Source organism: Streptomyces enissocaesilis (assembly GCF_039533765.1).
In the GTDB taxonomy this organism is placed as follows: domain Bacteria; phylum Actinomycetota; class Actinomycetes; order Streptomycetales; family Streptomycetaceae; genus Streptomyces; species Streptomyces enissocaesilis.
The window spans coordinates 299,909-324,779 of sequence record NZ_BAAAUD010000013.1 but is presented as its reverse complement, the minus strand read 5'-3'; the positions used below and the strand labels follow the sequence as shown (position 1 = coordinate 324,779).

Sequence of the window (24,871 nt, the reverse complement as noted above, 5' to 3'; positions counted from 1 at the left end):
CACCGCGGCCGACCGGCCGGCCCGCCCCCGCCCGGGGCGAGCACCCGAAACGAGGAGAGAGATTCCCCCATGACTAGGAACGCTGATTACCGCGAGCTACGCACGCTCCTGCTACTGCTGGCCATGGCGCTGGGACTGCTCACCACCGGAGCCGTCGTCTGCCTCACGTTTGCCTATCCAAGGCTGGCCGAACCACTTGCCGCAGGCACTGCTGTCTTGACCTGCCTGGCGGGCTTCGTACGGTCGATCGTCAAAGGGGCCGGGGATCGTCGCTGACTGCGATGCCCGGGACTGCCGGTGCGGTGCCGCGCGGGGACCAGGCCTGGGGTGCGCACCCCAGGGGGCCCGGGTGAACGACGACGCCGTGCTGGCCGGGTTGATCGCCAGCGGTCGATGAAATCCTCGCCGGAGCTCTGCTGGCCCAGGGGGGAGCTCGGCGATCGGACGTTGGGGTTGCTGAGGGACGCGCAGCGGATCCTCTCTGGAATCGGTGGCCTGGTACGGCCCGGCGAACTCGCGGAGGCGTGCACAGTGTGGCCGACGCGTTGCTGCTGCGGCTGCCCGGCGCGCTAGACGCGAGGAAACTGTCGCTTCCCAGCGACCCCGCCAAGATCAGCTACGGTTCACGGCGTGCCTCTGATGCGCGGCCTCCAGGCGCCTGATCGACACGGAGTGTGACTGACGCGGGCAAGGGAGAGGGGTGGTGACCGAGTGGGCGGAGTGCACTCCGGGCAGGCCGTGACTGGCCCCTAAGCAGCAGATGCGTTTACGCGAATCTCCTTCCGCTCCTGGCGCAAGGCCGACCCGCGGCCGTGCGGTACGTACCGCACGGCACCGTGGTTGCCGGGGATCGAGGCGGATGCAGCAGGACTCAGCAGGATGTGAATGTCCACCTCTGTGACGTTTCCGCAGGTGAGACGCGTCACGAGTTTAGGTTCGAGTCCCACCCGCCCCACCAGTTTCACTCTGCGGAAACGTTCTGACCTGCGGAAACGGGGTTTTCGCGGCTGGTTTCCGTGCGGTATCGGCCGCGCGCCGTGCGGTACTGAACCGCTGTCGCAGCAGGCGGACGCACTCCAGGCGCGTCTGACCTGGCCTTCTGTGGCGAGCGCATGCTGAGTGCGTTGTGATCGCTCCCACGCCTCCGGTTGAACCGCAAGACGTTTTGTCGTTTCCGTCGGCTCCTGGAGTTCACGGATCGGCTCTGACGCTGTGGGTGTGCGCTGACGGATCGGTGACAGGGCCGGTCGGCGGCGAATCTCCGTCCGGGCACGGGCACGAGCACGTCTTCAGCAGTCAGTGAGCCCTTTCAGCGTGGCCACCGATCGGGTGATGACCTCGGTGGCCGCAGCGGGTAGGGCCCCTGTGCCGTTGGGTGAGGTGCTCGAAGTCTCAACCCGCCGGTCGGCAGCCCTGCTGGTTCCCTGTCCTGCCGCACTCGACCCGCCTCATGCGCTGGCCGACTGGGTCACGATGCTTGTCGTCCCCCGTGAGGTTGACCGCCGCTGCAAGCTCCTGCCGTACAAACTGCCCTCGCTGGTCTCGCCTACCTGCGCAAGTCCGACTCTCTCGCGCAGATCGCCGCCGGGCTGGGCATCTCCGGAGGAGCGCCCACGGATATACCACCGCCGTCGTGCGGCTCCTCGCCGACCGGGCGCCGGGTCGGCTCGAGACCCTGCGCGAGCACGACCCGAACCACGTGCTCCTGGACGGCACCCTCAGCGAGTGCGACCGCCTGGGCGACGGATGCGCCGGTTACGCCCACAAGCACCGGCGCTACGGCGTGAACGTACAGGTCGTCACCGATCCTGAAGGCCAGCTTCCGTGGATTTCGCCGGCCTTGCCGGACCGCGCTCACGATCTGACCGCCGCACGCCTCCACCGCATCATCCGATTCTGCGAACGCCAGGGCGTTCCGATCGTCGCCGACCGCGAACTTCACCGGCGCTGACTTCTGGGGCCGCCACCGCCATCCGCCGTCCGCCCAACGGCGAACTGTCACCGACCGAACAGACGCTGAACCGGTCACTCGCCTGGGCCCGCGCTCCTGTCGAGGCGTCGCCCGTCTGAAGCCCCGGCGGATCTTCCGCCGGGGCCGCTGCAGCCCGAACCGCACGACGGACATCGCCGCTGCGGCCCTCACTTTGGAGAAGCAACGCTGAAAAGGCTCATGAACCGGACGAGGTGCCACCTCATCCCCAGAGCCCCGCTGCGGCGGACCCCAGTCGCCGTGTACGCGGTCCACGGAGGCGCGTCCCGAGTACAGAAGGATCCTTCAGGCGCGGACGAGTGGGGTGTCGACCAGATGCTCGGCCAGGAACCAGGCCTGTAGTTCCCCGGTCCTGATCACCTGTGAGACCAGGAGATCGTTGGTGCCGTCGTCACCCAACTCGCCGGTCCGGGTCGCGGCGTCGTGGGCCTCGACGAGAATGGTCTCGTGGGCTTCCAGCAGCCGTGACAGCATCGCCGGCACTTCCTCCACGCCGTTCGGAGGCCGCCGGATCGATGTGATCTCCGCGACGTGCCTGGGGTCGCCCACCGCGACGCCGCCCAGGGACTGGACGCGTTCGGCGATGGTATCGACGATCTCCAGCTGCTCCCCCGCGTGCTTGTCGAGGACGAGGTGCAGTTGGTAGAAGGTCGCACCGCGCATCAGCCAATGATGCTTCTTGTAGAGGCCGTAAAGGATCTGTGTGTCCGCCAGGACCTTGTTCAGCCGCTGGCAGGAGTACATCCGCGCCTCGTAGGACAGGCCGATCGGGAACTGCTTGACGGTGCCGAACTCCTGGATCACCTCGCCCCTCTGGTGCAGCCACGGCTGGCTGCCGGCTATGGGCTTGGCATTAGTGGTCATGGTTCGCCTCCGGTGGTGCCGTGCCGTGCTTACCCGATTGACGCTAGGCAGCCCGACGCAGGGCGAATTGACCGGGAGCGCATGCGGTGGTGTCCGCCAGCGCACAGTGCGCGGTGCCTCGTGCCAAGCGTTCGCTCTCGGGCAAGGACCCGTGCGCTGGCAGGCACGGGCCTTCGGCCGGCCGATCTAGCCTCGGCAGGCCGGCCCACGTCCGTGGAGCCCGGGGAACGAGGAGAAGCAGGCATGAGCGCGAACGAGCAGGCGGATGTGGTGGTCGTCGGGCTGGGGCCGGGTGGTGAGTACGTCGCGGGCACGCTGGCCGAAGCCGGGCTGGACGTGGTGGGGGTCGAGGCGGAACTCGTCGAGGACGCGGACCGGGGTGTGCTGATCGGCGCGACGTCGGCGGGGCCGGCGGGAGGCGAGGTGCTCTACGGACTGAACGTGGCCGTTCACGCCGAGATACCCATCGACCGGCTCAAGCACATGATGTACACGTACCCCACCTTCCACCGGACGGTCGAGACCGCGCTCGGAGCCCTCCGCTGAGCCGCTCCCGGATCGCCCACGCGGCCCCGGCGCCCCGGCGATGGCGCACCATGCCGGGCCGCGACCCCAATGAGCCGCACAGGGCCGCCACCTCGCTGGAGCTTCTCTTCGACCTGTGCTTCGTCATCGCGGTCGCGCAGACGTCCAGGAGCCTGCACGAGGCACTGACCGACGGGGAGTACGCCACCGGTGTCCTGCGCTTCGCGCTGGTCTTCTTCACCATCTGGTGGGCGTGGATGAACTTCACCTGGTTCGCTTCCGCCTACGACCCGGACGACGTCCTGTACCGGTTGACGGTGTTGGTCCAGATCACGGGGTCGCTCGTGCTCGCCGCAGGCGTTCCCCGTGCGTTCGAGGAGGGTGACCTGCGGGTCATCACCATCGGATACGTCGTGCTGCGCACGGCACTGGCCGCCCTGTGGCTGCGCGCCGCGTGGTCCGACCCCGCTCGGCGGCCGGCCACCCTGCGCTTCGCCGTTGGGGTGACGGCATGTCAGATCGGGTGGGTCGGGTTGCTCGGTCTCCCGGCAGCGGCGCGCCTGCCGGGTATCGTGCTGCTGATCACCGCCGAGGTCTCCGTCCCGGTGTGGGCGCAGTCCACCGGGATGACCCCATGGCATCCGCGCCACATTGCCGAGCGCTACGAACTTTTCACCCTCATCGTCCTCGGAGAGTCCGTCGCGGCGGCCACCGTTGCCGTCCGGAGCGCCTTCGACCGGCACCACGGCACCGGCTCGCTGTACGCGGTGGCGGCCGGTGGCCTGTTCATGGCCTACGCCATGTGGTGGCTGTACTTCTCCAGATCCGCGCACACCCTGCTTGCCACGACGCACCAAGCCCACCGCAGGAGATTCACCTGGGCCTACGGCCACTACCTGATCTTCGCTTCGGCGACCGCCGAGGGAGCCGGCCTGGCCGCTTACGCGGATCACGTCACGCGTGGCACGGACGCCCCGCCGTTGGCTGCGGGCGCGGCGGTCACCGTCCCCGCGGCCGTCTTCCTGATCACCGTCTGGGCCGTACACCTCCGACCCCATCAAAGAACCGTGGCCGACGGGATTCCGTATCCCGTCGCGGCGGTCGGCGTCCTGCTGGCCGCTTTCTTCCCGGCACCTGCCCTCGCCGCTGGAGCGCTGCTGGCGGTCCTGGCTGTGGTGGTCACGGTGGAGCGCCGGTGAAGAATGGTTCGCAACCGTCGGCTGGCCCGCCCACGGTTACGAACGGGCAGCCTCCACCTGAGCGACGCTGCTGGTGGGCGGCCCGCCGGGCCGTGGGGCCGTCCAGCCGGTCGGCGAGGAACGGCGCCGCCGCTTGGGGGCCGTGTCCGCGGCCGCCCGAAGAGCCGGGCGGCCGCGGCAGTCGGCGGCGCGCACGCCAGAGTCTGGCCGATGTCGCCCGGCGCGTCCATCGCTCCGATGCCGCCCGCTCATCGGCGGACAGCAGCAACGGCTGGAGCTCCGGTCCCGACGAGGAACCAACGCACCAGCAGCCGCAGCCAAGATGCGAGGTGTTCGGTCGGACGCGCGTGCGGCGCTTCGCCAGGTGAGGCCGGTCATCACGCGGCGAGGAGAGGTCGCGGCAACACCGGCCACGAACTGCGTGCGGGACAGACAGGGTCTTTCGACGACCAGCTGCTCCCTCTGTCCGCCGTCGGGCAACGGGTAGTTCTGGGCGGCGGTGACCTGTCCCAGGGCGCTGCTGGGGAATTTGACGGTGAGCCGGAGCGGGCTCTCCCCGACGTCGGGAACGAGCACGGCTATGTCCACCAGTGCCTCATCCTGCAGGGCGTTGGCCGCGGCCTGGCTGATGACCGCTCCGCCGTAGGAGTGCCCCACCAGCACGATGGGCCGGTGGCGCTGTTCAGAACACTGCGAATGGAGGCGGAGTTGCTTGCTGAACCGCGCAGTGGCAGGGCCGCTGCCAGTACCCGGTGGCCCTGTCACCGCAGGCGTTCGACGACCGAGCTCCAGTTGGAGGCGTCAGCGAACGCGCCGTGGATCAGGACGACGGCGGGTTCGGCAAGGCGCCCGTGCCGTACGGCCGTCACCGACTGCGCAGCCTGCGCGACACCGGCGGCTGCGCCGGCCAGGAGGGACACGGTGCCGGTACGGCGTGAGATCGGTCTGTTCATCGTTCGCTCTCTGCGCAAGGGCGGCGGCTGTCGTGGTGTGACGGCCGTGGACGGGCACGAGCTGCTGTGCGTGGGGTCAGTCGGAGGTGGTCCGTACGGCTTCCTCGATCAGGTCGACGACGCGCTCGGGGTGGGCGAGCATCACCAGGTGGGAGGAGTCGACCTCGACGGTGGTCATGCCGGCCCGTTCGTAGCCGTAGCGCTCCACGTCAGGGTTGATGGTGCGGTCGGACGAGGCGACCAGACCCCAGGACGGCTTGGTCTTCCAGGCCGCGGCAGGGGCCGGCTCGGCGAAGGCCTGTGCGGCCAGCGGGCGCTGGGATACGGCGAGGACGGCGGCGATCTGCGGGTCCACATCGGCGGCGAAGATGGCCGGGAACTCGTCGGTCCGGACCGACACGTCGGTGCCGGGCGTGGTCGAGCCCTCGTTCGGGAAGGGGGTGTAGACGAGCGCGGAGGCAAGGTCGCTGTCGGGAAAGCGGCCCTGTAGTTCGCCGAGGCTCTCGCCCTTCTCCAATGCGTAACCGGCCAGATAGACGAGGGCCTTGACGTTGTCCTCGGTGCCCACGACGGTGATGACCGCGCCACCGTAGGAGTGGCCCACCAGGACGACCGGGCCGGGTATCTGCCGGACGACGGAGGCGACGTAGGCGGCGTCCCCTGTCAGGCTGCGGTTGGGCACGGCCGGGGCGACCACGTCCAGGCCGCGGGCGATCAGCCGGGGGATGACCTGGGCGTAGCTGGAGGCGTCGGCGAAGGCGCCGTGCACGAGGACGACGGTCGGCTTGTCGGAACTGGGCATGGAGAATCTCCCTCATCGGTGAAGTGGTGCATTGTCGTGCGGCCTGTCGGCCGGGCCGGGGCTTCTGTGCCCCTTTGTCATGCGATGCCGCGGGCCGACCTTGGGGTCGGTTGGTGTGCACTGGCCGGGCGGCCGCGGACTCTGAAAGGTTCCCGCCGGACTCCGCGCGGGGGTCTTGCCGAACGGTTGATCGTCGACACGGGGGCGACTCTAGGGGGTGCCGAGCGGAGTGTTCGTCTGTCCGCGTCCTGGCTGTGTCCTGTGCGTGCCCACGTTGTCGGGTGGCACCGGTGGGGCGGCTTTGCTCCGGTCCACGCGCTGCAATTTTTCCCCGAGTTCGAGAGCGGTGCCCTGTTCAGCCGTTCCAGTCCATGAGAAAGCCGAGGAGGTCCCGGTCGACGACGTCGGAGCGTTGCCCCCTGGCACAGGTGCCCGCACTGGGCGATGGGCACGCTGCGGACATCGCGGAGGATGCTTCCATACGTCCAGGACGTCGTGCGTCTGTCCGGCGGCGCCGGAGCCCTCATCCCACAGGGTCAGCACCGGGCAGTCGATGAGCTGGTAGGCGTTCCCGCGCTCCTTGGCAACGTCCTGGGGCACTGCGCGGTAGTCCAGAAAGTATTGAACGGCAAACGTCGTGCACGGCCTGCTCGGTGATCTCCGGAGGGAACCGTGCCAGACAAAAGGTGGTACGGCCGTCCACCGGGCGGGGCGTGCAGCGAACTCCGGCAGACGTCAGTCACGTGCCTGGTCTTCTCGCGTCACCCGGTGCGTGCGTCAACTCGTTGCGCGAACGGCGTCGCGGATCAGGTCCGCCACCGCCGACGGCCGGGAGACGGTGACCGCGTGGGAGGCGCCTTCCAGTTCGATGGTCGTCGCACCGGCCCGCCTGGCACCGAAGCGCTCCACATCGGGGTTGATCGCCTGATCCGCGTCGGCCACGAGGGCCCAGCAAGGTTTCGTCCGCCAGGCCGCCGCAGATGCCTCCTCGGTGAACGCCGCCGAGGCCAACGGACGTTGGGAAGCTGCAAGCACCCTGACGAGGGACGGGGAGACGTCGGCAGCGAAGACTGAGAGGAATGCCTCCGGAGCAATGCTGACCTCGGTGGCCGTCTTCCCTCCGTCAGTCGGGTAGGTCCACTGCTTCAGACTGCGAACGAGCGCAGGAGCGGGAAAGCGGTCCTGCAACTGACTGAGGCTCTCGCCTTCTTCGAGTGCGTAGGCGGCGATGTAGACGAGTCCGACCACGTTGTCCGCAGTGCCCGCCACAGTGATCAGTGCACCGCCGTAGGAGTGGCCGACCAAGACGACCGGACCGTCGATCTGGGAGACCACGGAGGCCAGGTAGGCGGCGTCGCAGGTCAGGCCGCGCAGTGGATTGGCCACCGCGAGAACCGCGACGTCGTCGCGCTGGAGTTCGTCGATGACGCCGAGCCAGCCCGCAGCGTCGGTGAAGGCACCGTGCACGAGGACGACTGTGGGAGGAGCAGGGGGCACGTGGGGACTCTTTCTTCTCACACCGCGGCCAGTGCGGTGTGCGGGACGGTGAGGGTCTGGCTGATGGCCGCTTGGGCGGCATGGGTCTCGCATTCGGCATCACGACATCGTGGATGCTTCCTTGGAAGCGGACGGCACGCGCGCGACGGCGTTTCTCACGGCCCCGGGTGCCACGTTACGACGCCGTGGCTCCTACAGATGATGTGCGCGCGCCGGTGCGGGCGCCCGTAGCGCACTTAAGTGGCCCGTCGGCGGTGCCGGCCGCACGTGTCAGACATTTCGCGCCTGTCCAGAAGCCGAGACCTGCCATTCGCTGGGCGACTCGCCATAGGCCTGGCGGAAGAGACGGCTGAAGTGGGAGGGGCTGGGGAAGCCCCAGCTCTGCGCGACCGCAGCCACGGAGCGCCTGCGGTTCGGCAGTCGGCCCAGGTCGAGGCGACAGGCGGCGAGCCTGCGCTGCCGTACATGCGTACTCACCGTCGTACCGTCACCCTGGAACAGCTTGTGCAGGTAGCGAACGGATATGTGGTGGGCGCGCGCAATCGTCTCCGGCGACAGGTCCGGGTCCATCAGGTTCTCTTCGATGTACGACCGTATGCGGGCCAACATCTCGCTGCCGCTTTCGGTGGACTCGGACCGGTAGGGAGCGAGGAGTTCGGCAACGAGCAGAGCGATGAGGTCCACGGCGTTGAGGGCGAGCCGTTTGCCGTTCATCGAGTTCCACAGCCCGTCCTCGCCGATCAGCACGGCCAGGACCTTCGACACCAGTGCCGCGACGCCGTCGGCTCCGCTGACCCGGAGGCCCGTCAGGTGCAGCATCTCGTCCTGCGTGATCCCCAGGTAGGAGCAGGGGACGCGGAAGAACACGAATTCATTGCCGCATGCCAGGTGCTCGGGGCGCAGGGCGTCGAGGAGGACAAGGTCACCGGCCGCCGATGAGGGCTGGGCTTCCCGACTCGGAAGCGTCTCCGGCGAGGGGCGTTCGAGTCCCAGGTACAAGCATGCGTCATCTCCCTTCCGCGAGGCCCAGGGAAGTGTTCTACAGTGTCCGAAATCGGCGTTCTGAGATATCCGGGCAGTATATGTTTCTGCGTTTTTTGGCATGCGTGAAATGACCGACCTGGTCACCATGAGCTCCAGTCGTGCCGTCGTTCGTCAAAGGGATGTGAAGTGCCCGCGTATCGTCCGGAATTTACGCGTCCGCGGCGGAAGGGGCCGCGTCCGCCACTTCGGAGAGGAAGGTCTCGACTACCGCGTTGAAGGCAGGCGGGTTTTCGAGGAAGGGGAAGTGGGAGTTCGCCACGTCGGACGGGAAGACGTGGAGCCGCGCGCCTGGTATCCGGCCGGCGATGAACTGCTGCGAGGCTGGGCTCACATGGCTTCCCTCGCAGCCGATCACCAAGGTCGGCACGTCCACTCGGGGGAGGACGTCGCGCCAGTCCTGCGCGCAGTGGTCGTAGAGCAGGGGCACCCCGGCGTGGGACGGGGTCGACTTGATCTGTTCGGCGACGAACGCGATGAGGTCGCGGTCGGGGTCACCAGAGAACATGCCGCGGACGAAGTCCTCACGCACTTGCTCGCCGTCCGGGCCCGCCAGCGCGGCGCCGAGTTCCAGCAGCCCGGCCACGTCGAAGATGGCTCCGGAGTCCCGCTGCTCCTCGGTGGTCAGCCAGGGAACGGCCGCCACGGCCGCAGGCTGGTCCACGGCGACGAACCGGCGGATCCGGCTGGTGCCGTACTGGTCGATGAAGCTCCACCACACCGAGGCGCCCATCGACCAGCCGAGCGCGTCGAAACGATCGAGATTCAGGTGATCGACGAGGTCGAGGACGTCACGGGACAACCGCGCGATGCGATAGCCGTGCCGCGGTTTCTCTGAGAGCCCGTGGCCCCTGAGGTCCAGTGTGATGACGCGGCGGGCAGGAGCGAGACCATCCATCTGATGGCGGAACATCTCCTGGGTCTGCCCCCAGCCGTGCAGCATGACCAGGGGAACGCCATCGCCTCCGCTGTCCCGGTAGGTCAGCCGCACGCGGTCGTTCGTCTTCAGCTCGCCCATGGCCCTGCCTCATTTTCCTGCCAAGCCTTCACGGCGTGCCTTGCTCCGCTGTGTCGGCAATCCACGTGATGGCCGGCCGACGTTGTGTCGGCCGCGCCTGAACCCATTGTCGTTCGACCAGGCTTGTCGCCACTACCGCGTTCCGTAGGGATTGGTCGACGAGAACCACGTCACTTCGTAGCGACGGAGCCGAGGGGCTCGGCAGGAGGGCGGCGGTCGGCCCGTTCAGACGGTGGTGGCCGACCCGTCCAGTTGCAGCAGATCCCGGATACGCAGACCGAGGTGCAGGACCAACCGGTCCGCGCCGCTGTCCAGGTCCAGCGCGGTGATCTCCTGGATCTGCCGCAACCGGTAGTACAACGAGGTGCGGTGGATCTGCAGCGCTTCCGCGGTCTTCGGGACCGAGCCGGCGTGCTCCAGAAAGGACCGCAGGGTCTCCTCCAGGCGAGGCCCTTGCCCCCCTGTGGCCGAGAGGAGGGCGCGCAGCGGCTTGGGCAGCAGGGATGCGTTCAGGGCGTGATCCGGAAGCTGGAGAAGGACCGCGAACTCCCGCAGTTCTTCCCACTCGCCGACGCGCTCGAAGTGGGGCATCCGCCGGGCCGCGCGGGCAGCTACGAGTGCCTGTTCGTAGGAGACCCACGCGTCAGCCACGCCGGTCTGACACCCTCCGATGCCGAGCACGGGAGCGGCGGCGGAGTCCAGGAAGGTGTCGAGGGCTTCGATGATCCGGCGGGACTGCTCCTTCAGTTCTTGCGGCGTCGGGGACTGCTCGCTCAGCTGGAGCAGGACCGCACGGTCGGTGGTGAACGCGACTGCGCCGTGCGCCGACCGAGTGCGGCAGAACCTCTCCATCGCGGCACGCAGCGCAGTCTCGATCTGCCCGGGAGGCTCGTGGGAACGAACCACCTGCACGACGCTGACCACGGCGTGCCGTGCGTCCGGAAGCACGCCGGTGTCCAGGATCTGCTGCTGGGCGACACGGCGCGCGGTGGGGCTCGCGTCGAGAAGGGCCCAGGGAAGATCGGGGACACCGCCCCCCTCGGCATGGTCGGTCATATGTTCCGCGTACATCTGAGCGGCGATGGCCTGGGCCGATTGGGCGATGGCGGCCGTCTCGTACGCTGTCAGGTCCTTGCCGGCGGAGACGACCATGAGCAGGCCCAGAAGGCGCCCGCGCTCTCGCAGGGGCACGCAGTAGCGCGGAAGCAGCCCTAGGTCGTCTCGGCCTTCGATGTATCCCGGCTTGGCCCATTGGGCAACGCCCTGGTCGAGTACGTACCGAATGGCCTCGCTGTCCGCGAGGCCCTGCAGCAGGCTGCGGATGCGTACCGGATCCGCGTCGTCGAAGTGCCTGCTTGCGTGGATGAGCCTGACGAGGGGGTCATCAAGGACTACGGAACGCTGCAGCCTCTCGGCCAGCTCTTCTACGAGTTGACGCAGTGCGTGGCTGCCCGCCCGAGCCCGTTGCAGCTGTTCAGTCATTTTGATCCTTCCCTAGAACCACTTTCTACATTCCGTGAATCCGGGACTCCAAATTTTCGACAGTGTGAGGTTCGGCACCCAGCTCGTCCCGTGGTGTCCGATTTATGGCCACGAGTGGTCACAGCGGGCTGGTGCGGTCGTGCGGATGCCGAGCGGAGTTCTGGCCGGGGGTGCCCTCCGTGTTGGTCAAGGTCGAAGGTCAGTGAGTTCGTGTGGTCGAAGGCGGGCCGAGCAGTGTGGGTGTACATGGGTTGCAGCCAAGTCACGATCAAGCTCACGCGTGACGACGCGTTGGTGTGGCCGGACTGGTGGGAGAAGCTGCGGATGACGGACCTGAGCCGGGTTGCCGAGATCCGGCGGTCCGGGCGCCGATCCATCGCATCGCCGGGACGTTGGACAAGTCACTTGCTGGGATGTTCGCGCCTGACTGTGACCAGCGGCTTGAGGCCGCTCGCCGACGGCTTCGGCCGGAGGCGGACTGACCGGTGAGTCTGAACCGCCACCAGGAGATCGACTCGATGCCGATCCGGTCCAGGCGGGCGGTGACAACGGGGCGAGGGCGCACGAGGCGTGATCAAGGAGCGGACGGTTGCCCGGATCCTGAGCGGCAGTGCGCTGTCGTGCCAACTCCTGGGCGCAGAGAGAAAAGTCGGCCGGTCGGGCCGGTCATAGCTTTGGGGTGTGCCGAGCCGCGGGAATGCGGCAGGCGCGATACCGACTGTTTCGAAAGGACCCCTCATGTTCGACATCAACAAGGTGCAGGCTGCCCCGAGCTCGGACCTGCTCACGCCCGACAACGCGGTCATGCTTTTCGTGGACCACCAGCCGCAGATGTTCTTCGGTACCGGGAGCGGCGACCGCGCTGCGATCATCAACAGCACCGTGGGTCTCGCCAAGGCGGCTCAGGCATTCGATGTGCCGGCGGTCCTGACCACGGTCGCCGCCGAGTCGTTCTCCGGCCCCCTGCTGCCGCAGCTTGCCGAGGTGTTTCCTCACCACGAGGTCATCGACCGCACGACGATGAACGCATGGGAGGACGAGGCGCTCGTGGCGGCGGTCAAGGCCACCGGGCGCAAGAAGATCATCCTGGCGGGCCTGTGGACCGAGGTCTGCTTGGTGCTGCCCGCGCTGTCCGCGCTGGAGCAGGGTTACGAGGTGTACGTGGTCTCCGACGCCTCCGGCGGCGTCAGCCCGGCCGCCCACGAGCACGCGCTGCAGCGGATGATCGCTGCCGGCGCGGTGCCGGTGACGTGGGTGCAGGTGCTGCTGGAGCTGCAGCGTGACTGGGCGCGTCAGGAGTCGTACGGCGCGGTTATGGAGATCGTCAAGGCCCACGCGGGCGCGTACGGCCTGGGTGTCGTGTACGCGCAGAGCATCATCGGCGCACACGCGGCCGGCTGACCTCCTTGGACACCGGCATTCTGATCCTGCGTCTGCTGGTGGGCTTGCTCGTCGCCGGCCATGGCGTGCAGAAGATCAGCTCATACCTGGGCGGCAGGGGACTTGAGGGAGGCACGGAGGAGTTCCGTGCCGACGGTTTCCGCGGTGGATCCTTCACCGCCCTGGCGGCGGGCGGTGGCCAGATCGGATCGGGTCTGCTGCTCGCCGCCGGTCTTCTGACCCCGCTCGCGGCATCCGGGGTGGTCGGAGTCATGACAGTCGCTCTCACCGTGAAACGGCACAACGGCCTCTGGGTGCAGAACGACGGGTACGAGTACCCGCTCGTTCTCATCGGCACCGCCGCCGCTCTCGCTGCCACCGGACCAGGCGCCTGGTCGCTCGACGCGCCCCTCGGCCTCACGCCGTACCCGCTGTGGTGGGCGGCCCTCGCTCTCGTGGTGGGTCTCGGCAGCGGGCTGCTCACCCGGCTTGTACTGCATCGGCCGGCCCCAGCGGCGCCGCAGGCCGCCCGGCGCTGAGCAGGAGCCGCGCAGACCGGGCCCGGCCGCCCCGCGTCCCCCGCCCGGGAGGCCGGGCCCTCTCACTCGTCCGACCAGGAGCACCTGAAGGAAACCGCGGTCACCGCATCCGCCACCGCTCCTGGCGTGGTGGCGGCCGGCCGCTGCCGCACCAGAAGCGTGCCTGAACCCAGGCGTTCGGCACGCTCAAGCAGCTGCCGGTCCGCCTCGGTCACGAAATCCGCGTGTACGCCTCCCAGCGGCCGAGCCGCGTACGCGCGCCGACACGCGGAGCCGGTACTCCCTCGACAAAAAGCACCACCGGACCTTCCTCACGTCGCGCGTGGCACCCGCTGAACGCCCGCCCGATTCCGCACACCTTCCGAAGGAGAACCCCTCATGCCGAACCTGCTGACCCTCGAACCCGCCGCTCGGGCGTTCGCCGAGGCCACCGCCCAGCCGCCGTTCCTCTTCCAGGTTCCGGTGGCGGACGGCCGCACGGCCGTGGACGACGTCCAGAGCGGTGAAGACGTCCTGCTCCCCGCCGTCGACGAGGAATGGATCACTGTCCACGGCGGTCCGACCGGCGACGTCCGTGCCCGGATCGTGCGTCCGCGCGGGGTCACCGGCCCCCTCCCCGTCATCCTGTACATCCACGGAGCGGGGTGGGTGTTCGGCAATGCCCGCACCCACGACCGGCTGGTACGCGAACTGGCCGTCGGCGCGAACGCCGCCGTGGTCTTCCCCGAGTACGACCTCTCTCCCGAGGCCCGCTACCCGGTCGCCATCGAGCAGAACTACAGCGTCGCCCAGTGGATCGCCCGCGAGGGACACCACAAGGAGCTCGACGGCACCCGGATCGCCGTCGCCGGCGACTCGGTCGGCGGCAACATGACCGCTGCCCTCACCCTCATGGCCAAGCAGCGTGGCGACGTCCGCCTCGTCCACCAGGTCCTCTTCTACCCGGTCACCGACGCGAGCTTCGACACCGACTCGTACCAGCAGTTCGCGGAGGGCTACTTCCTGCGCCGCGACGGCATGCAGTGGTTCTGGGACCAGTACACGACCGACGAGGCCGACCGCGCCCAGATCACCGCCTCGCCGCTGCGTGCGACTACCGAGCAACTCACCGGCCTGCCGGCCGCCCTGGTCATAACCGCCGAAGCCGACGTCCTGCGCGACGAGGGCGAGGCGTACGCGGCGAAGCTTCGCGCCGCCGGAGTCTCCGTCACCGCCCTGCGCGTACAGGGGACCATCCACGACTTCGTCATGCTGAACGCGCTGCGCGAGACACGGGCCGCAGAACTCGCCATCGGTGTCGCGATCGACACACTGCGCAAGGCCCTGGCGTGATGGGGCCGTCGATGAGCATGCCGACGACGAGTATGCCCGTGGCGGGCCTCGTGCCCGGTCCGCAGCAGGAACATCCGCAGGCCGACCTTCTCGTCCGCAACGCGAAGGTGTTCACCGGCGACGCCGACCGTCCTGAGGCCCGCGCCGTCGCAATTCGCGACGGCCGGGTCGCGGCCCTCGGCGACGACCACGACCTCGCCCACCTCGTCGGGCCGGGGACCAGGGTCGTCGACGCGCTCGGCCGCAGGGTCATCCCCGGCCTGAACGACTCACACCTGCACGTCATCAGGGGCGGCCTCAACTACGTGCTGGAGTTGCGCTGGGACGGGGTGCGCAGTCTCCGCCACGCCCTCGGCATGCTGCGCGAACAGGCCGGCCGCACTCCCAAGGGGCAGTGGATCCGGATCGTCGGCGGCTGGACCGCCGAACAGTTCGCCGAGCGCAGGATGCCGACCGTCGCCGAGCTGAACGCCGCCGCTCCCGACACCCCGGTCTTCGTCCTGCATCTGTACCAGTCGGCGTTGATGAACCGGGCCGCGGTGCGGGCCGCCGGTTTCACCCGGGAAACCCCCGACCCCCGCGGCGGTCAGATCGTCCGGGCCCGGGACGGGGAACCAAACGGGGTCCTCCTCGCAGCGCCGAGTGCGCTCATCCTGTATTCGACCCTGGCCAAGGCACCGGCCCTCGACGAGGCCGACAAGCGGACGTCGACGCGACACTTCCTGCGCGAGCTGAACCGCTTCGGCCTGACGTCGGCGGTCGACGCCGCCGGAGGGTTCCAGAACTTCCCCGACAACTACGCCACGGTCGTCGACCTCGCCGGGTCGGGGGAGCTGACCCTCCGGATCGCCTACCACCTCTTCCCGCAGACGGCCGGACAGGAGCTCGCCGACCTGAAGCGATGGACCGAGATGGTCAAGCCCGGGGACGGGGACGAGTGGCTACGGCTGAACGGCGCGGGGGAGAACCTGACCTGGGCCGCCGCAGACTTCGAGAACTTCTCCGAGCCCCGTCCCGCGCTCGCCGAGGGGTACGAGGCCGAATTCGAGCAGGCGGTCCGGCTGTTGCTCGAGAACGGCTGGGGATTCCGGCTCCACGCCACGTACGACGAGACCATCCGCCGCGACCTGGCCGTTTTCGAGAAGCTCGCGGCCGAAGGACTGTTCCCCGGCGGCAACCGTTGGCTCTTCGACCACGCGGAGACCGTCTCGACCGACAGCCTGGACCGGATCGCGGCCCTCGGCGGCGCCCTCTCCGTCCAGAACCGCATGTCCTTCCAGGGCTCCGCGTTCCTCGACCGCTACGGCGCCGAGGCGGCCGCCCACACCCCGCCGGTCCGGGCCATGCTCGAGCGCGGCCTGACCGTCGCCGCCGGAACCGACGCCACCCGCGTCTCCTCGTACAACCCCTGGGTCGCCCTCCACTGGTTGGTCACTGGCCGCACCGTCGGCGGCACGACCCTCTACCCGGCCGGGAACCTGATCGACCGGGAGACCGCCCTCGACCTCTACACCCGCGGGGGAGCCCTGCTCACCGGTGAGCAGGACGTCAAGGGAACCCTGCGAGAGGGCTGCTACGGCGACCTCGCGATCCTCTCCGACGACTTCCTCACTGTGCCCGAGGAGGCCATTCCCGACATCGAGTCCGTACTCACCGTCGTCGGCGGCCGCATCGTCTACGCGACCGCGGAGTACGCGGGGCTCGACGAGGCGGTCCCGCCGGTGAGCCCGGAGTGGAGCCCCGTGGCCCATTTCGGCGGCTACCAGTCGGGCCAGGAAGGCGCCCGCCAGGCGTCGGTCTTGGCCGAGGCCGTCGCCGAGTCCGAGCAGCACCGCCGCTGGCGCGTCGCGCGCGGCTCCGTACCCGAAACCACGCCGTCCTTCGTCGACCCCTGCTTCGAGCACTGAAAGAGAGATCCACCCGATGACCGCAGCCTCTCCCACCGCTGCCGACAGCGGCGACGCCCGGGCCACCCCGCCGGAAGCTCCCCAGGGTCGCCGTTTCGAACCGGACCTCCGGTCGATGACACGGATCAACCTGCGCCCCATCGCCTCGCCCATGCCGTTGGGCTTCTTCACGATAGCCATCGCTTCCGTGATGACGGGCTGCCTCCAGCTCGGGCTCTTCGACGAGAGGGCCCGCGCCGCCGTCGCCTTCACAGTGCTGCCGGCCTTCGTCCTCCAACTCCTGGTGAGTGTCCTGGCCTTCGGCGCCCGTGACGTGATCGCGGCGACGCTGATGGCGGTGTTCGCCGGCAGCTGGCTGCCCTACTCACTCATCATGCTCAGCGGCGCGGCCGACGGCCTTCAGGTCCTCGGCGTGTTCAACCTGGCGCTCCTCTGCTTCGGGGCCCTGATGACCGCCGTGACCCGGCCCAAGCGCGCGCTCTGGCTCGTCCTCGCGGTCTCCCTGCCCCGCTGGGCCGCCACCGGCCTCGCGGGCATCACCGGCGCCGAATGGCTGACGCGCGCGTCCGGTGCGCTCGGCCTCGTGGTGGCGCTCGTCGCGATGTACACAGCGTTCGCTCTGATGCTCGAGGACATGCGCAGCGAGCAGGTCCTGCCCATCGGCCGCAGCGGTCCCGCTCACCTCGCCGTCGAAGGCGACCTGTCCGTCCAGCTTCGCAACCTGGAACGCCAGGCGGGCGTGCGCCGCACGCTCTGAAAATATCAACCGATCCCCTTGACGGGACAGCACGGGAGCCCCCATGGAACCGCAGGTGGTGGACCACCTTGAGAAGTCCCGCTACGAGATTTTCGCCGGTGACGACGGCACCGAGACCGCGGGCTTCGCCGAGTATCACCTCTCGGAGGGCGAGCTCGCCTTCATCCACACCGAGACCGAACCCCGGTTCGCAGGCCGGGGGCTGGGCGGGCTGCTCGCCCGGGGCGCCCTCGACGACGCCCGGGCACGCGGGCTGCGCGTCCTGCCGTACTGCCCCTTCATCCGGGGGTGGATCGGCAAGCACCCCGAGTACGCCGACCTGGTACCCGACGCGCGCCGCGCACATTTCGGCCTCTGAAGCGCGCCGACCGAAGCAGGCCGCGACTCGGGACCCGTGCCGAGCCCACGCACAGGTCTTTCAAAAATAGTCGACAAGCTGTCGATCCAGCTGCTCCAGCCCCTCGGACGCAGTTCGGGTTCGACGGTTCGGAAACCCGATGCCTGTGACAGCGGGTGCCGGGACGTCATGGAAGGCGCCATCGACCGGATCGGCGGAAAGAGCAACAAGGTGATGGCCGACTCCGTCGAACGGTCCTGTGCGGTGGCGAGGGCCCGCCATCCTGCTGCTGGCCCCCGCGCTGCTGGCGCTGAGGGCCGGTTCCCTCCCTCCCGGCCTGCGCGCCCTGCTGCAGTCCTTCATGGCCGGGAAGGGGGACGCAGGGGGTCGGACTCGACAACTACGCGTGGACGCCCACCGGTTCCGAGGCGCTTGTCGCGCTGCGCACGTCCCGGCCCCGGCCGGGGCACCCGGATCGCTTCCAGTAGCGGCACCAACTGCGGGTTGTCACCGGCCTGTCCGGGCGTCAGCAGGATCGACATCGGACGGCCGCTCCCGTCCACAGCCAGGTGCACTTCGGTGCTCAACCCGCCGCGGGATCGTCCCAGTGCCTCGCCGCCGACCGGCGCAACCGGCCACGTGCCGCGGCCCTCTTTTTCCGGGCCCCTGCCGCATGCTGATGGGGCCCGGGCGATGGTGGAGCCGGCCGACACCGCCCACTCGACCGTCCCGACCCCGTCATCGTGCGCCTGGACCTGCGTGAGGATCTGATCCCAGGTCCCATCCGCCGTCCATCGGCGCAGCCGCTCATGGCAGGTCTTCCACGGCCCATACCGCTCCGGCAGATCCCGCCACGGCGCACTCGTGCGTACCTTCCACAAGAGCCCGTCGATGACCTGGCGATGATCCCGCCACCGGCCACGACGCCCGTTGGAGCGCGGCAACAGCGGCATGATCCGTGCCCAGGCCGCATCGGTCGATTCACCACGGCGAATCATCCGACCATCATGGAACCCCGACCTGCCCCATGTCCTCGAAGGGCGTTCGGGCCCTGCCAGGGGCAGCGACGCGGCCTGTCCGACACCGCCGCCTGATCATTTTCAGGCGGCTCGGCTGACGTCCAGCCCGCCTCCAGGAGGACCTCGCGGAGCAGGGCGCCGTCGGGGATTTCGAGACCGACCTTTCCGGGCGGCAGGACCCCGCGCTCCGGATCATCGAGGTCCGCCAGCAGCCGGCGCGCCGGATCACCGTCCTGTCGCAGATCCGGCGCGGTCGTCAGGCGCAGCACATCAGGGTCGTCCAGGGATCCGACGGCAATGATCCGTCCGTCCACGCTCCAGGTGCGGACGGCCGCGGCCAGCCTCTCCGCGCCCAGCGCCCAGCGCCCAGGCCCAGCCGAGGTCTCCCGGATGGAGTTGCGGCGGCGTTCGGTCGTCCTGCCACACGCGGAGGGCATCCACGACCCGGGTCGGCCCATCGACGCCGGGCTCGTTCAGAACGATCGTCATGCCCGGCATCCCACCCCCATCGCGGCGACCCGCCGCACCTGGGTTTTACTCAGCCAGTCAGATCGACAGGACCTGCCCTCGGCGCACGTCTCGCTCGACAACCACGGCGAGGTGCTGTTCGGAAGCGGAAACGCGTCGGGGCAGCTCGTCGAGCACCTCGTCAACTCGATCGTGATTCCCCTTCCGTTGCTGCTGTTCCCCTTGGACCCGGTCTCTTTTCCGCCGCCTAAGAGGTCGCTTTCGTCCGATGTTTCATCCCGAGATGGCCTATTCTGTTCTGTGCTCGTCTTCGGGTCGCGCCAGGAGATGGTGTTCTCGCTGGTAAGGCGGCGGGCCATCAGGTCGGTCATGGCAATGTTGATCACGGCTTCGGAGCGGGTGGGCAGGGTTTCGTGGTCGCGGGCGAGGCAGCGGTGGAGCATGAGCCGGCCGTAGGTCCGGTCGGGGCCGTGCGGGACAGTGACGGCGGCACGATCGCTCTGCTCGGACGAGAGCCGGGGATCGGGAAGGCCGTACTGCTGGAGGAGACGGCCTCGATCGCACGTGCCCACGGGTGCGTTGTCGGCCAGGGACGCGCCGAGGAACTGCATGAGCTGGCACGGCTCGCCTCGCCGGCCTCGGGCCTCGTTCACGGCGACCCGCGCCGGCCTGCGCGTACGGAGCGTACGCGCAGGCCGGAGTCGGCTCCGGGCGGTCCTGGACCGAGCCATGACCTGCTCCGATCGGCGCATCGCGGCTCGACCACGTCCCACCCAGGGCTGGGCCGCGCTCACCGCCTCGGAACGCAAGGTCGCCACACTGGCTGCGGCGGCGCACACCCAACGGGTCGGCCGCCGCCATGGTCGTCTCCCCGCACACGGCGAAGCCCATCTGGCGTCCATCCTCCGCAGGCTCTCGGCCAACTCCAGGTCCGGTCGACCGGCTCGTGACGGCGAAAGCCGACGCCCAGCCGACCGACGTCGAATGATTCCGGGCGCAACTCTGCGCCTGTGGGCAAGGCGTGGTGCGTCACGCGACAACTGGCGGCGCAGTGCCGACCGTAGCGTGACGGCATTCCGTGCCGCACAGATGTGCGGACCAGCCGACCTGAATCGAGGAAGCACCCCATGCCGTACATCACCGTGGGTCAGGAAAACTCCACCGCCATCGACCTGTACTACGAGGACCACGGCACCGGTCAGCCGGTCGTCCTCATCCACGGCTTCCCGCTCGACGGGCACTCCTGGGAGCGGCAGAGCGCTGCGCTGCTCGACGCCGGTTACCGCGTGATCACCTACGATCGTCGCGGATTCGGGCAGTCCGCCCAGCCGACGGCCGGGTACGACTACGACACCTTCGCCGCCGACCTGAACACCGTGATAGAGACCCTCGACCTGCGCAACGCCGTCCTTGTGGGGTTCTCCATGGGCACCGGTGAGGTCGCCCGCTATGTGTCCACGTACGGCTCCGACCGGGTCGCCAAGGTCGCCTTCCTGGCCTCGCTGGAGCCGTTCCTGCTCAAGAACGACGACAACCCCGACGGCGTCGCCCCCAAGGAATTCTTCGACGGAGTCGTCGCCGCCGTCGAGGCCGACCGGTACGCCTACTACACGGCCTTCTTCAACGACTTCTACAACCTCGACGAGAACCTCGGCACCAGGATCAGCGCCGAAGCGGTGCGCAACAGCTGGAACGTCGCGGCCGGCGGCGGTTCCTTCGCGGCCGCGGCCGCGCCCTCCACCTGGTACACCGACTTCCGCGACGACGTCCCCGCAGTCGACGTCCCAGCGCTCATCCTGCATGGAACGGCCGACCGGATCCTCCCGGCCGAGGGAACGGCGCGGCCGTTCCACCAGATTCTCCCGTCCGCCGACTACGTGGAGATCGAGGGGGCCCCGCACGGCCTTCTGTGGACCCACGCGGAGGAGGTCAACACAGCCCTCCTCGCCTTCCTGGCGAAGTGACGCCGCACCCGTCGCTTCCAGTCCACATCCGCAGGATCCAGACAGGTTCAGGAGAACACATGCAATTCGGCATCTTCACCGTCGGAGACGTGACACCCGACCCGACCACCGGCCGCACGCCGTCGGAGCATGAGCGCATCAAGGCGATGATCGCCATCGCGCTCAAGGCCGAGGAAGTCGGCCTTGACGTCTTCGCGACAGGCGAGCACCACAATCCGCCGTTCGTACCGTCGTCCCCGACCACGATGCTCGGCTATATCGCCGCCCGCACCGAGAAGCTGATCCTGTCCACCGCCACGACGCTGATCACCACCAACGACCCGGTGAAGATCGCGGAGGACTACGCAACACTCCAGCACCTGGCCGACGGCCGGGTCGACCTCATGCTGGGGCGTGGCAATACAGGCCCTGTGTACCCGTGGTTCGGGCAGGACATCCGCCAGGGCATCAACCTTGCCAAAGAGAACTACGCACTGCTGCGCCGGTTGTGGCGCGAGGACGTCGTGGACTGGGAGGGCACGTTCCGTACGCCCCTGCAGGCCTTTACCTCGACACCCCGGCCGCTGGACGGCACCCCGCCGTTCGTCTGGCACGGATCCATCAGGTCCCCGGAGATCGCGGAGCAGGCCGCGTTCTACGGCGACGGCTTCTTCCACAACAACATCTTCTGGCCGATGGAGCACACCAGGCGCATGGTCCAGCTGTACCGGCGTCGCTACGCTCACCACGGTCACGGCCGTCCGGAGGATGCCATCGTGGGTCTCGGCGGACAGGTCTTCATGCGGAAGAACTCCCAAGACGCCGTGCGAGAGTTCCGCCCGTACTTCGATAATGCTCCCGTGTACGGCCACGGCCCCTCGCTGGAGGAGTTCACCGAGCAGACACCGCTGACCGTGGGCTCTCCCCAGCAGGTCATCGAGCGGACCCTGACCTTCCGGGAGTCTGTCGGCGACTACCAGCGCCAGCTCTTCCTGATGGATCACGCGGGCCTGCCCCTGAAGACCGTCCTGGAACAGCTCGACATTCTCGGCGAAGAGGTCGTGCCCGTGCTGCGCAAGGAGTTCGCGAACGGACGCCCGGCCGACGTGCCGAACGCACCGACGCACACGGAACGGGGCATCGCCGCCGCAACGACGCGGGAAGCGACCGCCGCATGAAGCTGATCGCCGTTTCCGCGGGGCTGAGCTCCCCCTCCTCCACCCGCCTGCTCGCGGACCGGCTCGTCGAGTCCGTCGGCGGTGAACTCGGGGCCCATGGACATACCGTGCCGGCCGAGGTCATCGAGCTGCGCGAACTGGCCCGCGACATCGCCAGCCATCTTGTAACCGGCTTTCCACCGCCCCAACTGGCCGCAGCTGTCGACGCAGTGAAGGAGGCCGACGGTCTGATCGCCGTGACTCCCGTGTTCACGGCTTCCTACAGCGGGCTGTTCAAGTCCTTCTTCGACCTGATCGACCCGGACGCCTTCACCGGGAAACCGGTCCTGGTCGCGGCGACGGGTGGTACCGCTCGCCACTCTCTGGTCCTGGAGCACGCCCTGCGCCCGCTCTTCGCCTATCTGCGCGCCGCCATCGTCCCGACGGCGGTGTACGCGGCGTCCGAGGACTGGGGATCAGGGGGAGACGAGTACACCGACGGCCTTCCCTCGCGCATTCGACGGGCGGGCGGCGAGCTGGCCGCGCTCATGGCCGCCCGCCCGGCCCGCGCGGAGCCCGAGGATGACGTCACCGCGCTCGAACGGCAACTCGCCGACTTGCGCTTCGACTGAGGCAGGGGACGTCCTCGGGGAGGTCGGGTCGGGCCCCCGTGCTTCATGTTGATCCGCCGCCACCGCGCCTGAAATCGATTCTCGTCCGGTGCGGCCCCTGGGCGGCGGATGGGCGTGAACCGATGGACAACATGGCCCTTCCCGAGGACGTCGGCGGCGTGAGGACGCCCGTCGACGGCAGGGCGGGGGAACTGGCACCTGTCGAGGAGCGGCTCGACCCCCCCGGCCCGCCGCGCAGGCGGGGTCCTCCGGGCAGTTACAAAACCATGAACCTCGTGGAGCTGCGGCATTTGCGAAGCGGCGCGGGGTGCGGGTGTACCACGAGGGAGCGGGCCCTGACGACCAGCTTGTGCCGCCCGCCACGCTGCTGGAGGCGTTGATCTCCAGGGAAGGACCGCCGCCTGGCTCGGGACCTTGCCACCCCACAACGCCTCGGCCCGCGCTACAGCCTTCTGCGACATGCTTCAGGCGTCATCTCGGAACTGCGGCATCCCTGTGATCGAGCCACCGAACCCACTGCGCTGCCTCGCCTCCGACGTCACCCACGGGTCTCCCAGATCGACGGCCCCGTCGTACTCGTCAGTCACTCCTACGCAGCGCACTGACCAACGTGAACGGCGCCCCGGAGAACGTCGTCGGGTTCGTGGACGTCGCCGCGTACATACCGCATGAGGGCGAGAGCCTCGGCGAGCTGCAGGGGCATCTCCCCGGCTCCACGCCGACGAGAACCCGAAGAGTGGACGTCCCCCATGGACGTCCACCACGGCCGCGGCCTTCACGCAGACGGCCTCGGCGGCGACGGGGTGGAAGAAGCCGTCCTGGGCCCTGCTGGCCAGGCCGACCGCGCGATCAACCCCTGTGGGCGTCGCTTCGGCGCTCAGCGCGCTGGGGCAGTCATCGTCGAGGTTCCGGACGTCTGCCACGCCGCCGCCCTGCCCGAACCCAAGCCGGTCGCCGGCCCCTTCTGGGACGCGGTACGGGCGACGAGCCGACTGGGCCGACTCTGTTCTTCAAGCTGTGCGCACGAGGTCAAGATCGTGTGCTTGGGGAGACTCGCCGTCATCCGGAGAACCCCTAATTTCGAGTTGTGGCGAAAGGGATTGGCATGAGACTCCCCGTTGAGAAGCAAATCAACGTGACAGTACAGTCGGTGGTGGCGGACGAATGGCATGAACTGCCTCTGGTCATGCGGCACTTGCCGGGCGATCCGCTGGCGATTCGGATGGAGTTCCGGGTGAGTGAGAACGAGCCACCGATCGCCACCTGGGTATTCAGTAGGGATCTGCTCGCCACCGGGCTCATCCTTCCGTCGGGCGAGGGTGATGTGCGTGTCCGTCCGCACGGCGAGGACGAGACGGACGTCGAACTCACTTCCGGGCGGGCCTGGTGTGTCGTCAGGATGGCATCGGCCGATGTGCGTGACTTCGTGGTCATGACGCGGTCCGCCGAGGAGTACTGCGGCGAGGAGATAGACACCGCACTCGATCGGATATTGATGGAGCTCCTTCCGGCGGGCGTCAAGAATGCGGATTCATAGTGGGTGGAGGCTCTCGTACAGGACGAACACCTCCGCCTCCCGCGCCGTAGGTCGCTGCTCGCGCTCCGGCCCGCCGGGCGTAGAGAGTCCGCAGATCCGCCACGAGGTGGGAGGGCCCGCACGGGGTTCCGACGTGGAGCACGCGAGAGGCGTGCTGCCCTATTCGGGGGCAGGCATATTGCCTGGCCAGGGTCCATCACCCGAGGGGGCAGCACAGTTGATGAGGCCGGTGTGGGAGCGCGTCGGAGGAGAAGAACCCTACGGGCACCTTGAGGACGACGCGAGCCGTGGCGCCAGAGGCGGACATCGGAGGAACTCCTTCTCCAGCGGGTACATGGCCCGCCGCGACCGGTCCCGGGAAGAGCCAAGTTGTCCGTTGTGGTGCCGGACGCGCTACTGGCGCCGGCACCGACGGCCGCGAGGAACGCGAGACGGGATCGGGGCTCGAACGTCCACCTGCAAGGTGACCTGGCAACACGGGGGCCCTCGCCT

Annotated in this window: 24 protein-coding genes and 2 pseudogenes; 15 read left to right on the top strand and 11 right to left on the bottom strand. The window is 68.7% G+C overall.

Annotated elements, in window-relative coordinates:
- Positions 1–69: 69 nt before the first annotated feature.
- Both ABD374_RS07065 and ABD374_RS07060 read left to right on the top strand, forming a co-directional pair.
- On the top strand, positions 70–276 hold the full coding sequence (locus ABD374_RS07065; RefSeq protein WP_344492364.1) for a hypothetical protein: 207 nt from the start codon (positions 70–72) through the stop codon (positions 274–276).
- A gap of 1,140 nt (positions 277–1,416) precedes the next feature.
- Positions 1,417–2,162: pseudogene (locus tag ABD374_RS07060) on the top strand (transposase family protein).
- Between the two features lie 113 nt (positions 2,163–2,275).
- Here the strand turns inward: ABD374_RS07060 and ABD374_RS07055 are convergent.
- On the bottom strand, positions 2,276–2,854 hold the full coding sequence (locus tag ABD374_RS07055; protein ID WP_344492361.1) for a Dps family protein: 579 nt from the start codon (positions 2,852–2,854) through the stop codon (positions 2,276–2,278).
- A gap of 243 nt (positions 2,855–3,097) precedes the next feature.
- On the opposite strand from ABD374_RS07055, the gene ABD374_RS07050 reads away from it, so the two are divergent.
- Together ABD374_RS07050 and ABD374_RS07045 are read left to right on the top strand one after the other, a co-directional pair.
- Positions 3,098–3,400 (top strand): hypothetical protein, encoded by a 303-nt coding sequence (locus tag ABD374_RS07050; RefSeq protein WP_344492358.1) that lies wholly within the window; start codon positions 3,098–3,100, stop codon positions 3,398–3,400.
- 50 nt (positions 3,401–3,450) lie between these two features.
- A complete protein-coding gene (locus ABD374_RS07045) occupies positions 3,451–4,578 on the top strand; it encodes a low temperature requirement protein A (RefSeq protein WP_344492355.1) in 1,128 nt (375 codons plus the stop codon).
- A 36-nt stretch (positions 4,579–4,614) separates the two neighbouring features.
- Here ABD374_RS07045 and ABD374_RS34540 read toward each other — a convergent pair whose 3' ends face one another.
- From ABD374_RS34540 to ABD374_RS07015, 7 genes are all read right to left on the bottom strand, one after another.
- Positions 4,615–5,343, bottom strand: coding sequence for an alpha/beta hydrolase (locus ABD374_RS34540; protein WP_425577149.1), 729 nt, complete (start codon positions 5,341–5,343; stop codon positions 4,615–4,617).
- Positions 5,340–5,531 carry a hypothetical protein gene (locus ABD374_RS07040; protein WP_344492352.1) on the bottom strand — a complete coding sequence of 64 codons (192 nt, stop codon included), beginning with the start codon at positions 5,529–5,531 and terminating at the stop codon, positions 5,340–5,342. The genes ABD374_RS34540 and ABD374_RS07040 overlap by 4 nt, the downstream gene beginning before the upstream one ends.
- A gap of 76 nt (positions 5,532–5,607) precedes the next feature.
- Positions 5,608–6,333 (bottom strand): alpha/beta fold hydrolase, encoded by a 726-nt coding sequence (locus tag ABD374_RS07035; RefSeq protein WP_344492350.1) that lies wholly within the window; start codon positions 6,331–6,333, stop codon positions 5,608–5,610.
- Positions 6,334–7,110: 777 nt separating this feature from the next.
- Positions 7,111–7,830 carry an alpha/beta fold hydrolase gene (locus ABD374_RS07030; protein ID WP_344492348.1) on the bottom strand — a complete coding sequence of 240 codons (720 nt, stop codon included), beginning with the start codon at positions 7,828–7,830 and terminating at the stop codon, positions 7,111–7,113.
- Positions 7,831–8,100: 270 nt separating this feature from the next.
- On the bottom strand, positions 8,101–8,829 hold the full coding sequence (locus ABD374_RS07025; RefSeq protein WP_344492345.1) for a helix-turn-helix domain-containing protein: 729 nt from the start codon (positions 8,827–8,829) through the stop codon (positions 8,101–8,103).
- 193 nt (positions 8,830–9,022) lie between these two features.
- The gene (locus ABD374_RS07020; RefSeq protein WP_344492343.1) at positions 9,023–9,889 is read right to left on the bottom strand and encodes an alpha/beta fold hydrolase; all 867 of its coding nucleotides are present in this window, start codon (positions 9,887–9,889) and stop codon (positions 9,023–9,025) included.
- 225 nt (positions 9,890–10,114) lie between these two features.
- On the bottom strand, positions 10,115–11,371 hold the full coding sequence (locus ABD374_RS07015; RefSeq protein WP_344492340.1) for a PucR family transcriptional regulator: 1,257 nt from the start codon (positions 11,369–11,371) through the stop codon (positions 10,115–10,117).
- Positions 11,372–12,109: 738 nt separating this feature from the next.
- Here ABD374_RS07015 and ABD374_RS07010 point away from each other — a divergent pair.
- From ABD374_RS07010 to ABD374_RS06985, 6 genes are all read left to right on the top strand, one after another.
- Entirely contained in the window at positions 12,110–12,772 is a 663-nt protein-coding gene (locus tag ABD374_RS07010; protein ID WP_344492337.1) for a hydrolase, read from the top strand.
- Between the two features lie 5 nt (positions 12,773–12,777).
- A complete protein-coding gene (locus ABD374_RS07005; RefSeq protein ID WP_344492334.1) occupies positions 12,778–13,290 on the top strand; it encodes a DoxX family membrane protein in 513 nt (170 codons plus the stop codon).
- Between the two features lie 378 nt (positions 13,291–13,668).
- Positions 13,669–14,622 (top strand): alpha/beta hydrolase, encoded by a 954-nt coding sequence (locus ABD374_RS07000; RefSeq protein ID WP_344492331.1) that lies wholly within the window; start codon positions 13,669–13,671, stop codon positions 14,620–14,622.
- Between the two features lie 17 nt (positions 14,623–14,639).
- Complete coding sequence (locus ABD374_RS06995; RefSeq protein ID WP_344492328.1) at positions 14,640–16,529, top strand: amidohydrolase; 1,890 nt, start codon at positions 14,640–14,642, stop codon at positions 16,527–16,529.
- 16 nt (positions 16,530–16,545) lie between these two features.
- Positions 16,546–17,286, top strand: a complete 741-nt coding sequence (locus tag ABD374_RS06990; RefSeq protein ID WP_344492325.1) for a GPR1/FUN34/YaaH family transporter — start codon at positions 16,546–16,548, stop codon at positions 17,284–17,286.
- Positions 17,287–17,329: 43 nt separating this feature from the next.
- Positions 17,330–17,644, top strand: coding sequence for a GNAT family N-acetyltransferase (locus ABD374_RS06985; protein WP_344492322.1), 315 nt, complete (start codon positions 17,330–17,332; stop codon positions 17,642–17,644).
- Positions 17,645–17,982: 338 nt separating this feature from the next.
- Here the strand turns inward: ABD374_RS06985 and ABD374_RS06980 are convergent, their stop codons facing one another.
- The 3 genes and pseudogenes from ABD374_RS06980 to ABD374_RS06970 form a co-directional block, all read right to left on the bottom strand.
- Positions 17,983–18,621: an IS5 family transposase gene (locus ABD374_RS06980; protein ID WP_344492319.1), complete on the bottom strand. Its 639-nt coding sequence runs from the start codon at positions 18,619–18,621 to the stop codon at positions 17,983–17,985.
- Positions 18,618–19,079, bottom strand: coding sequence for a hypothetical protein (locus ABD374_RS06975; protein ID WP_344492316.1), 462 nt, complete (start codon positions 19,077–19,079; stop codon positions 18,618–18,620). Before ABD374_RS06975 ends, ABD374_RS06980 begins: the two co-directional genes overlap by 4 nt.
- A 324-nt stretch (positions 19,080–19,403) precedes the next feature.
- Positions 19,404–19,574, bottom strand: a pseudogene (locus ABD374_RS06970) (IS5 family transposase); the annotation flags it as partial.
- 663 nt (positions 19,575–20,237) lie between these two features.
- On the opposite strand from ABD374_RS06970, the gene ABD374_RS06965 reads away from it, so the two are divergent.
- From ABD374_RS06965 to ABD374_RS06945, 5 genes are all read left to right on the top strand, one after another.
- Positions 20,238–21,074, top strand: a complete 837-nt coding sequence (locus ABD374_RS06965) for an alpha/beta fold hydrolase (RefSeq protein ID WP_344492314.1) — start codon at positions 20,238–20,240, stop codon at positions 21,072–21,074.
- 59 nt (positions 21,075–21,133) lie between these two features.
- Positions 21,134–22,231 carry an LLM class flavin-dependent oxidoreductase gene (locus tag ABD374_RS06960; protein WP_344492312.1) on the top strand — a complete coding sequence of 366 codons (1,098 nt, stop codon included), beginning with the start codon at positions 21,134–21,136 and terminating at the stop codon, positions 22,229–22,231.
- Positions 22,228–22,842 carry an FMN reductase gene (locus tag ABD374_RS06955; RefSeq protein ID WP_344492309.1) on the top strand — a complete coding sequence of 205 codons (615 nt, stop codon included), beginning with the start codon at positions 22,228–22,230 and terminating at the stop codon, positions 22,840–22,842. The genes ABD374_RS06960 and ABD374_RS06955 overlap by 4 nt, the downstream gene beginning before the upstream one ends.
- 749 nt (positions 22,843–23,591) lie before the next feature.
- A complete protein-coding gene (locus ABD374_RS06950) occupies positions 23,592–23,951 on the top strand; it encodes a hypothetical protein (RefSeq protein WP_344492306.1) in 360 nt (119 codons plus the stop codon).
- Positions 23,948–24,379, top strand: a complete 432-nt coding sequence (locus ABD374_RS06945; RefSeq protein WP_344492303.1) for an SsgA family sporulation/cell division regulator — start codon at positions 23,948–23,950, stop codon at positions 24,377–24,379. Before ABD374_RS06950 ends, ABD374_RS06945 begins: the two co-directional genes overlap by 4 nt.
- Positions 24,380–24,871 lie beyond the last annotated feature (492 nt).

What these genes read in the sequence shown, in the direction of transcription:
- ABD374_RS06985 (WP_344492322.1), top strand. Translation starts at nt 17,330, where the DNA reads ATGGAACCGCAGGTGGTGGACCACCTTGAGAAGTCCCGCTACGAGATT.
- ABD374_RS06980 (WP_344492319.1), bottom strand. Translation starts at nt 18,621, where the DNA reads ATGATTCGCCGTGGTGAATCGACCGATGCGGCCTGGGCACGGATCATG.
- ABD374_RS07065 (WP_344492364.1), top strand. Translation starts at nt 70, where the DNA reads ATGACTAGGAACGCTGATTACCGCGAGCTACGCACGCTCCTGCTACTG.
- ABD374_RS07015 (WP_344492340.1), bottom strand. Translation starts at nt 11,371, where the DNA reads ATGACTGAACAGCTGCAACGGGCTCGGGCGGGCAGCCACGCACTGCGT.
- ABD374_RS07000 (WP_344492331.1), top strand. Translation starts at nt 13,669, where the DNA reads ATGCCGAACCTGCTGACCCTCGAACCCGCCGCTCGGGCGTTCGCCGAG.
- ABD374_RS06975 (WP_344492316.1), bottom strand. Translation starts at nt 19,079, where the DNA reads ATGCCCTCCGCGTGTGGCAGGACGACCGAACGCCGCCGCAACTCCATC.
- ABD374_RS06965 (WP_344492314.1), top strand. Translation starts at nt 20,238, where the DNA reads ATGCCGTACATCACCGTGGGTCAGGAAAACTCCACCGCCATCGACCTG.
- ABD374_RS07050 (WP_344492358.1), top strand. Translation starts at nt 3,098, where the DNA reads ATGAGCGCGAACGAGCAGGCGGATGTGGTGGTCGTCGGGCTGGGGCCG.
- ABD374_RS06950 (WP_344492306.1), top strand. Translation starts at nt 23,592, where the DNA reads ATGGACGTCCACCACGGCCGCGGCCTTCACGCAGACGGCCTCGGCGGC.
- ABD374_RS06960 (WP_344492312.1), top strand. Translation starts at nt 21,134, where the DNA reads ATGCAATTCGGCATCTTCACCGTCGGAGACGTGACACCCGACCCGACC.
- ABD374_RS07010 (WP_344492337.1), top strand. Translation starts at nt 12,110, where the DNA reads ATGTTCGACATCAACAAGGTGCAGGCTGCCCCGAGCTCGGACCTGCTC.
- ABD374_RS06995 (WP_344492328.1), top strand. Translation starts at nt 14,640, where the DNA reads ATGCCGACGACGAGTATGCCCGTGGCGGGCCTCGTGCCCGGTCCGCAG.
- ABD374_RS07040 (WP_344492352.1), bottom strand. Translation starts at nt 5,531, where the DNA reads ATGAACAGACCGATCTCACGCCGTACCGGCACCGTGTCCCTCCTGGCC.
- ABD374_RS07045 (WP_344492355.1), top strand. Translation starts at nt 3,451, where the DNA reads ATGCCGGGCCGCGACCCCAATGAGCCGCACAGGGCCGCCACCTCGCTG.
- ABD374_RS06945 (WP_344492303.1), top strand. Translation starts at nt 23,948, where the DNA reads ATGAGACTCCCCGTTGAGAAGCAAATCAACGTGACAGTACAGTCGGTG.
- ABD374_RS06990 (WP_344492325.1), top strand. Translation starts at nt 16,546, where the DNA reads ATGACCGCAGCCTCTCCCACCGCTGCCGACAGCGGCGACGCCCGGGCC.
- ABD374_RS07020 (WP_344492343.1), bottom strand. Translation starts at nt 9,889, where the DNA reads ATGGGCGAGCTGAAGACGAACGACCGCGTGCGGCTGACCTACCGGGAC.
- ABD374_RS06955 (WP_344492309.1), top strand. Translation starts at nt 22,228, where the DNA reads ATGAAGCTGATCGCCGTTTCCGCGGGGCTGAGCTCCCCCTCCTCCACC.
- ABD374_RS07055 (WP_344492361.1), bottom strand. Translation starts at nt 2,854, where the DNA reads ATGACCACTAATGCCAAGCCCATAGCCGGCAGCCAGCCGTGGCTGCAC.
- ABD374_RS07035 (WP_344492350.1), bottom strand. Translation starts at nt 6,333, where the DNA reads ATGCCCAGTTCCGACAAGCCGACCGTCGTCCTCGTGCACGGCGCCTTC.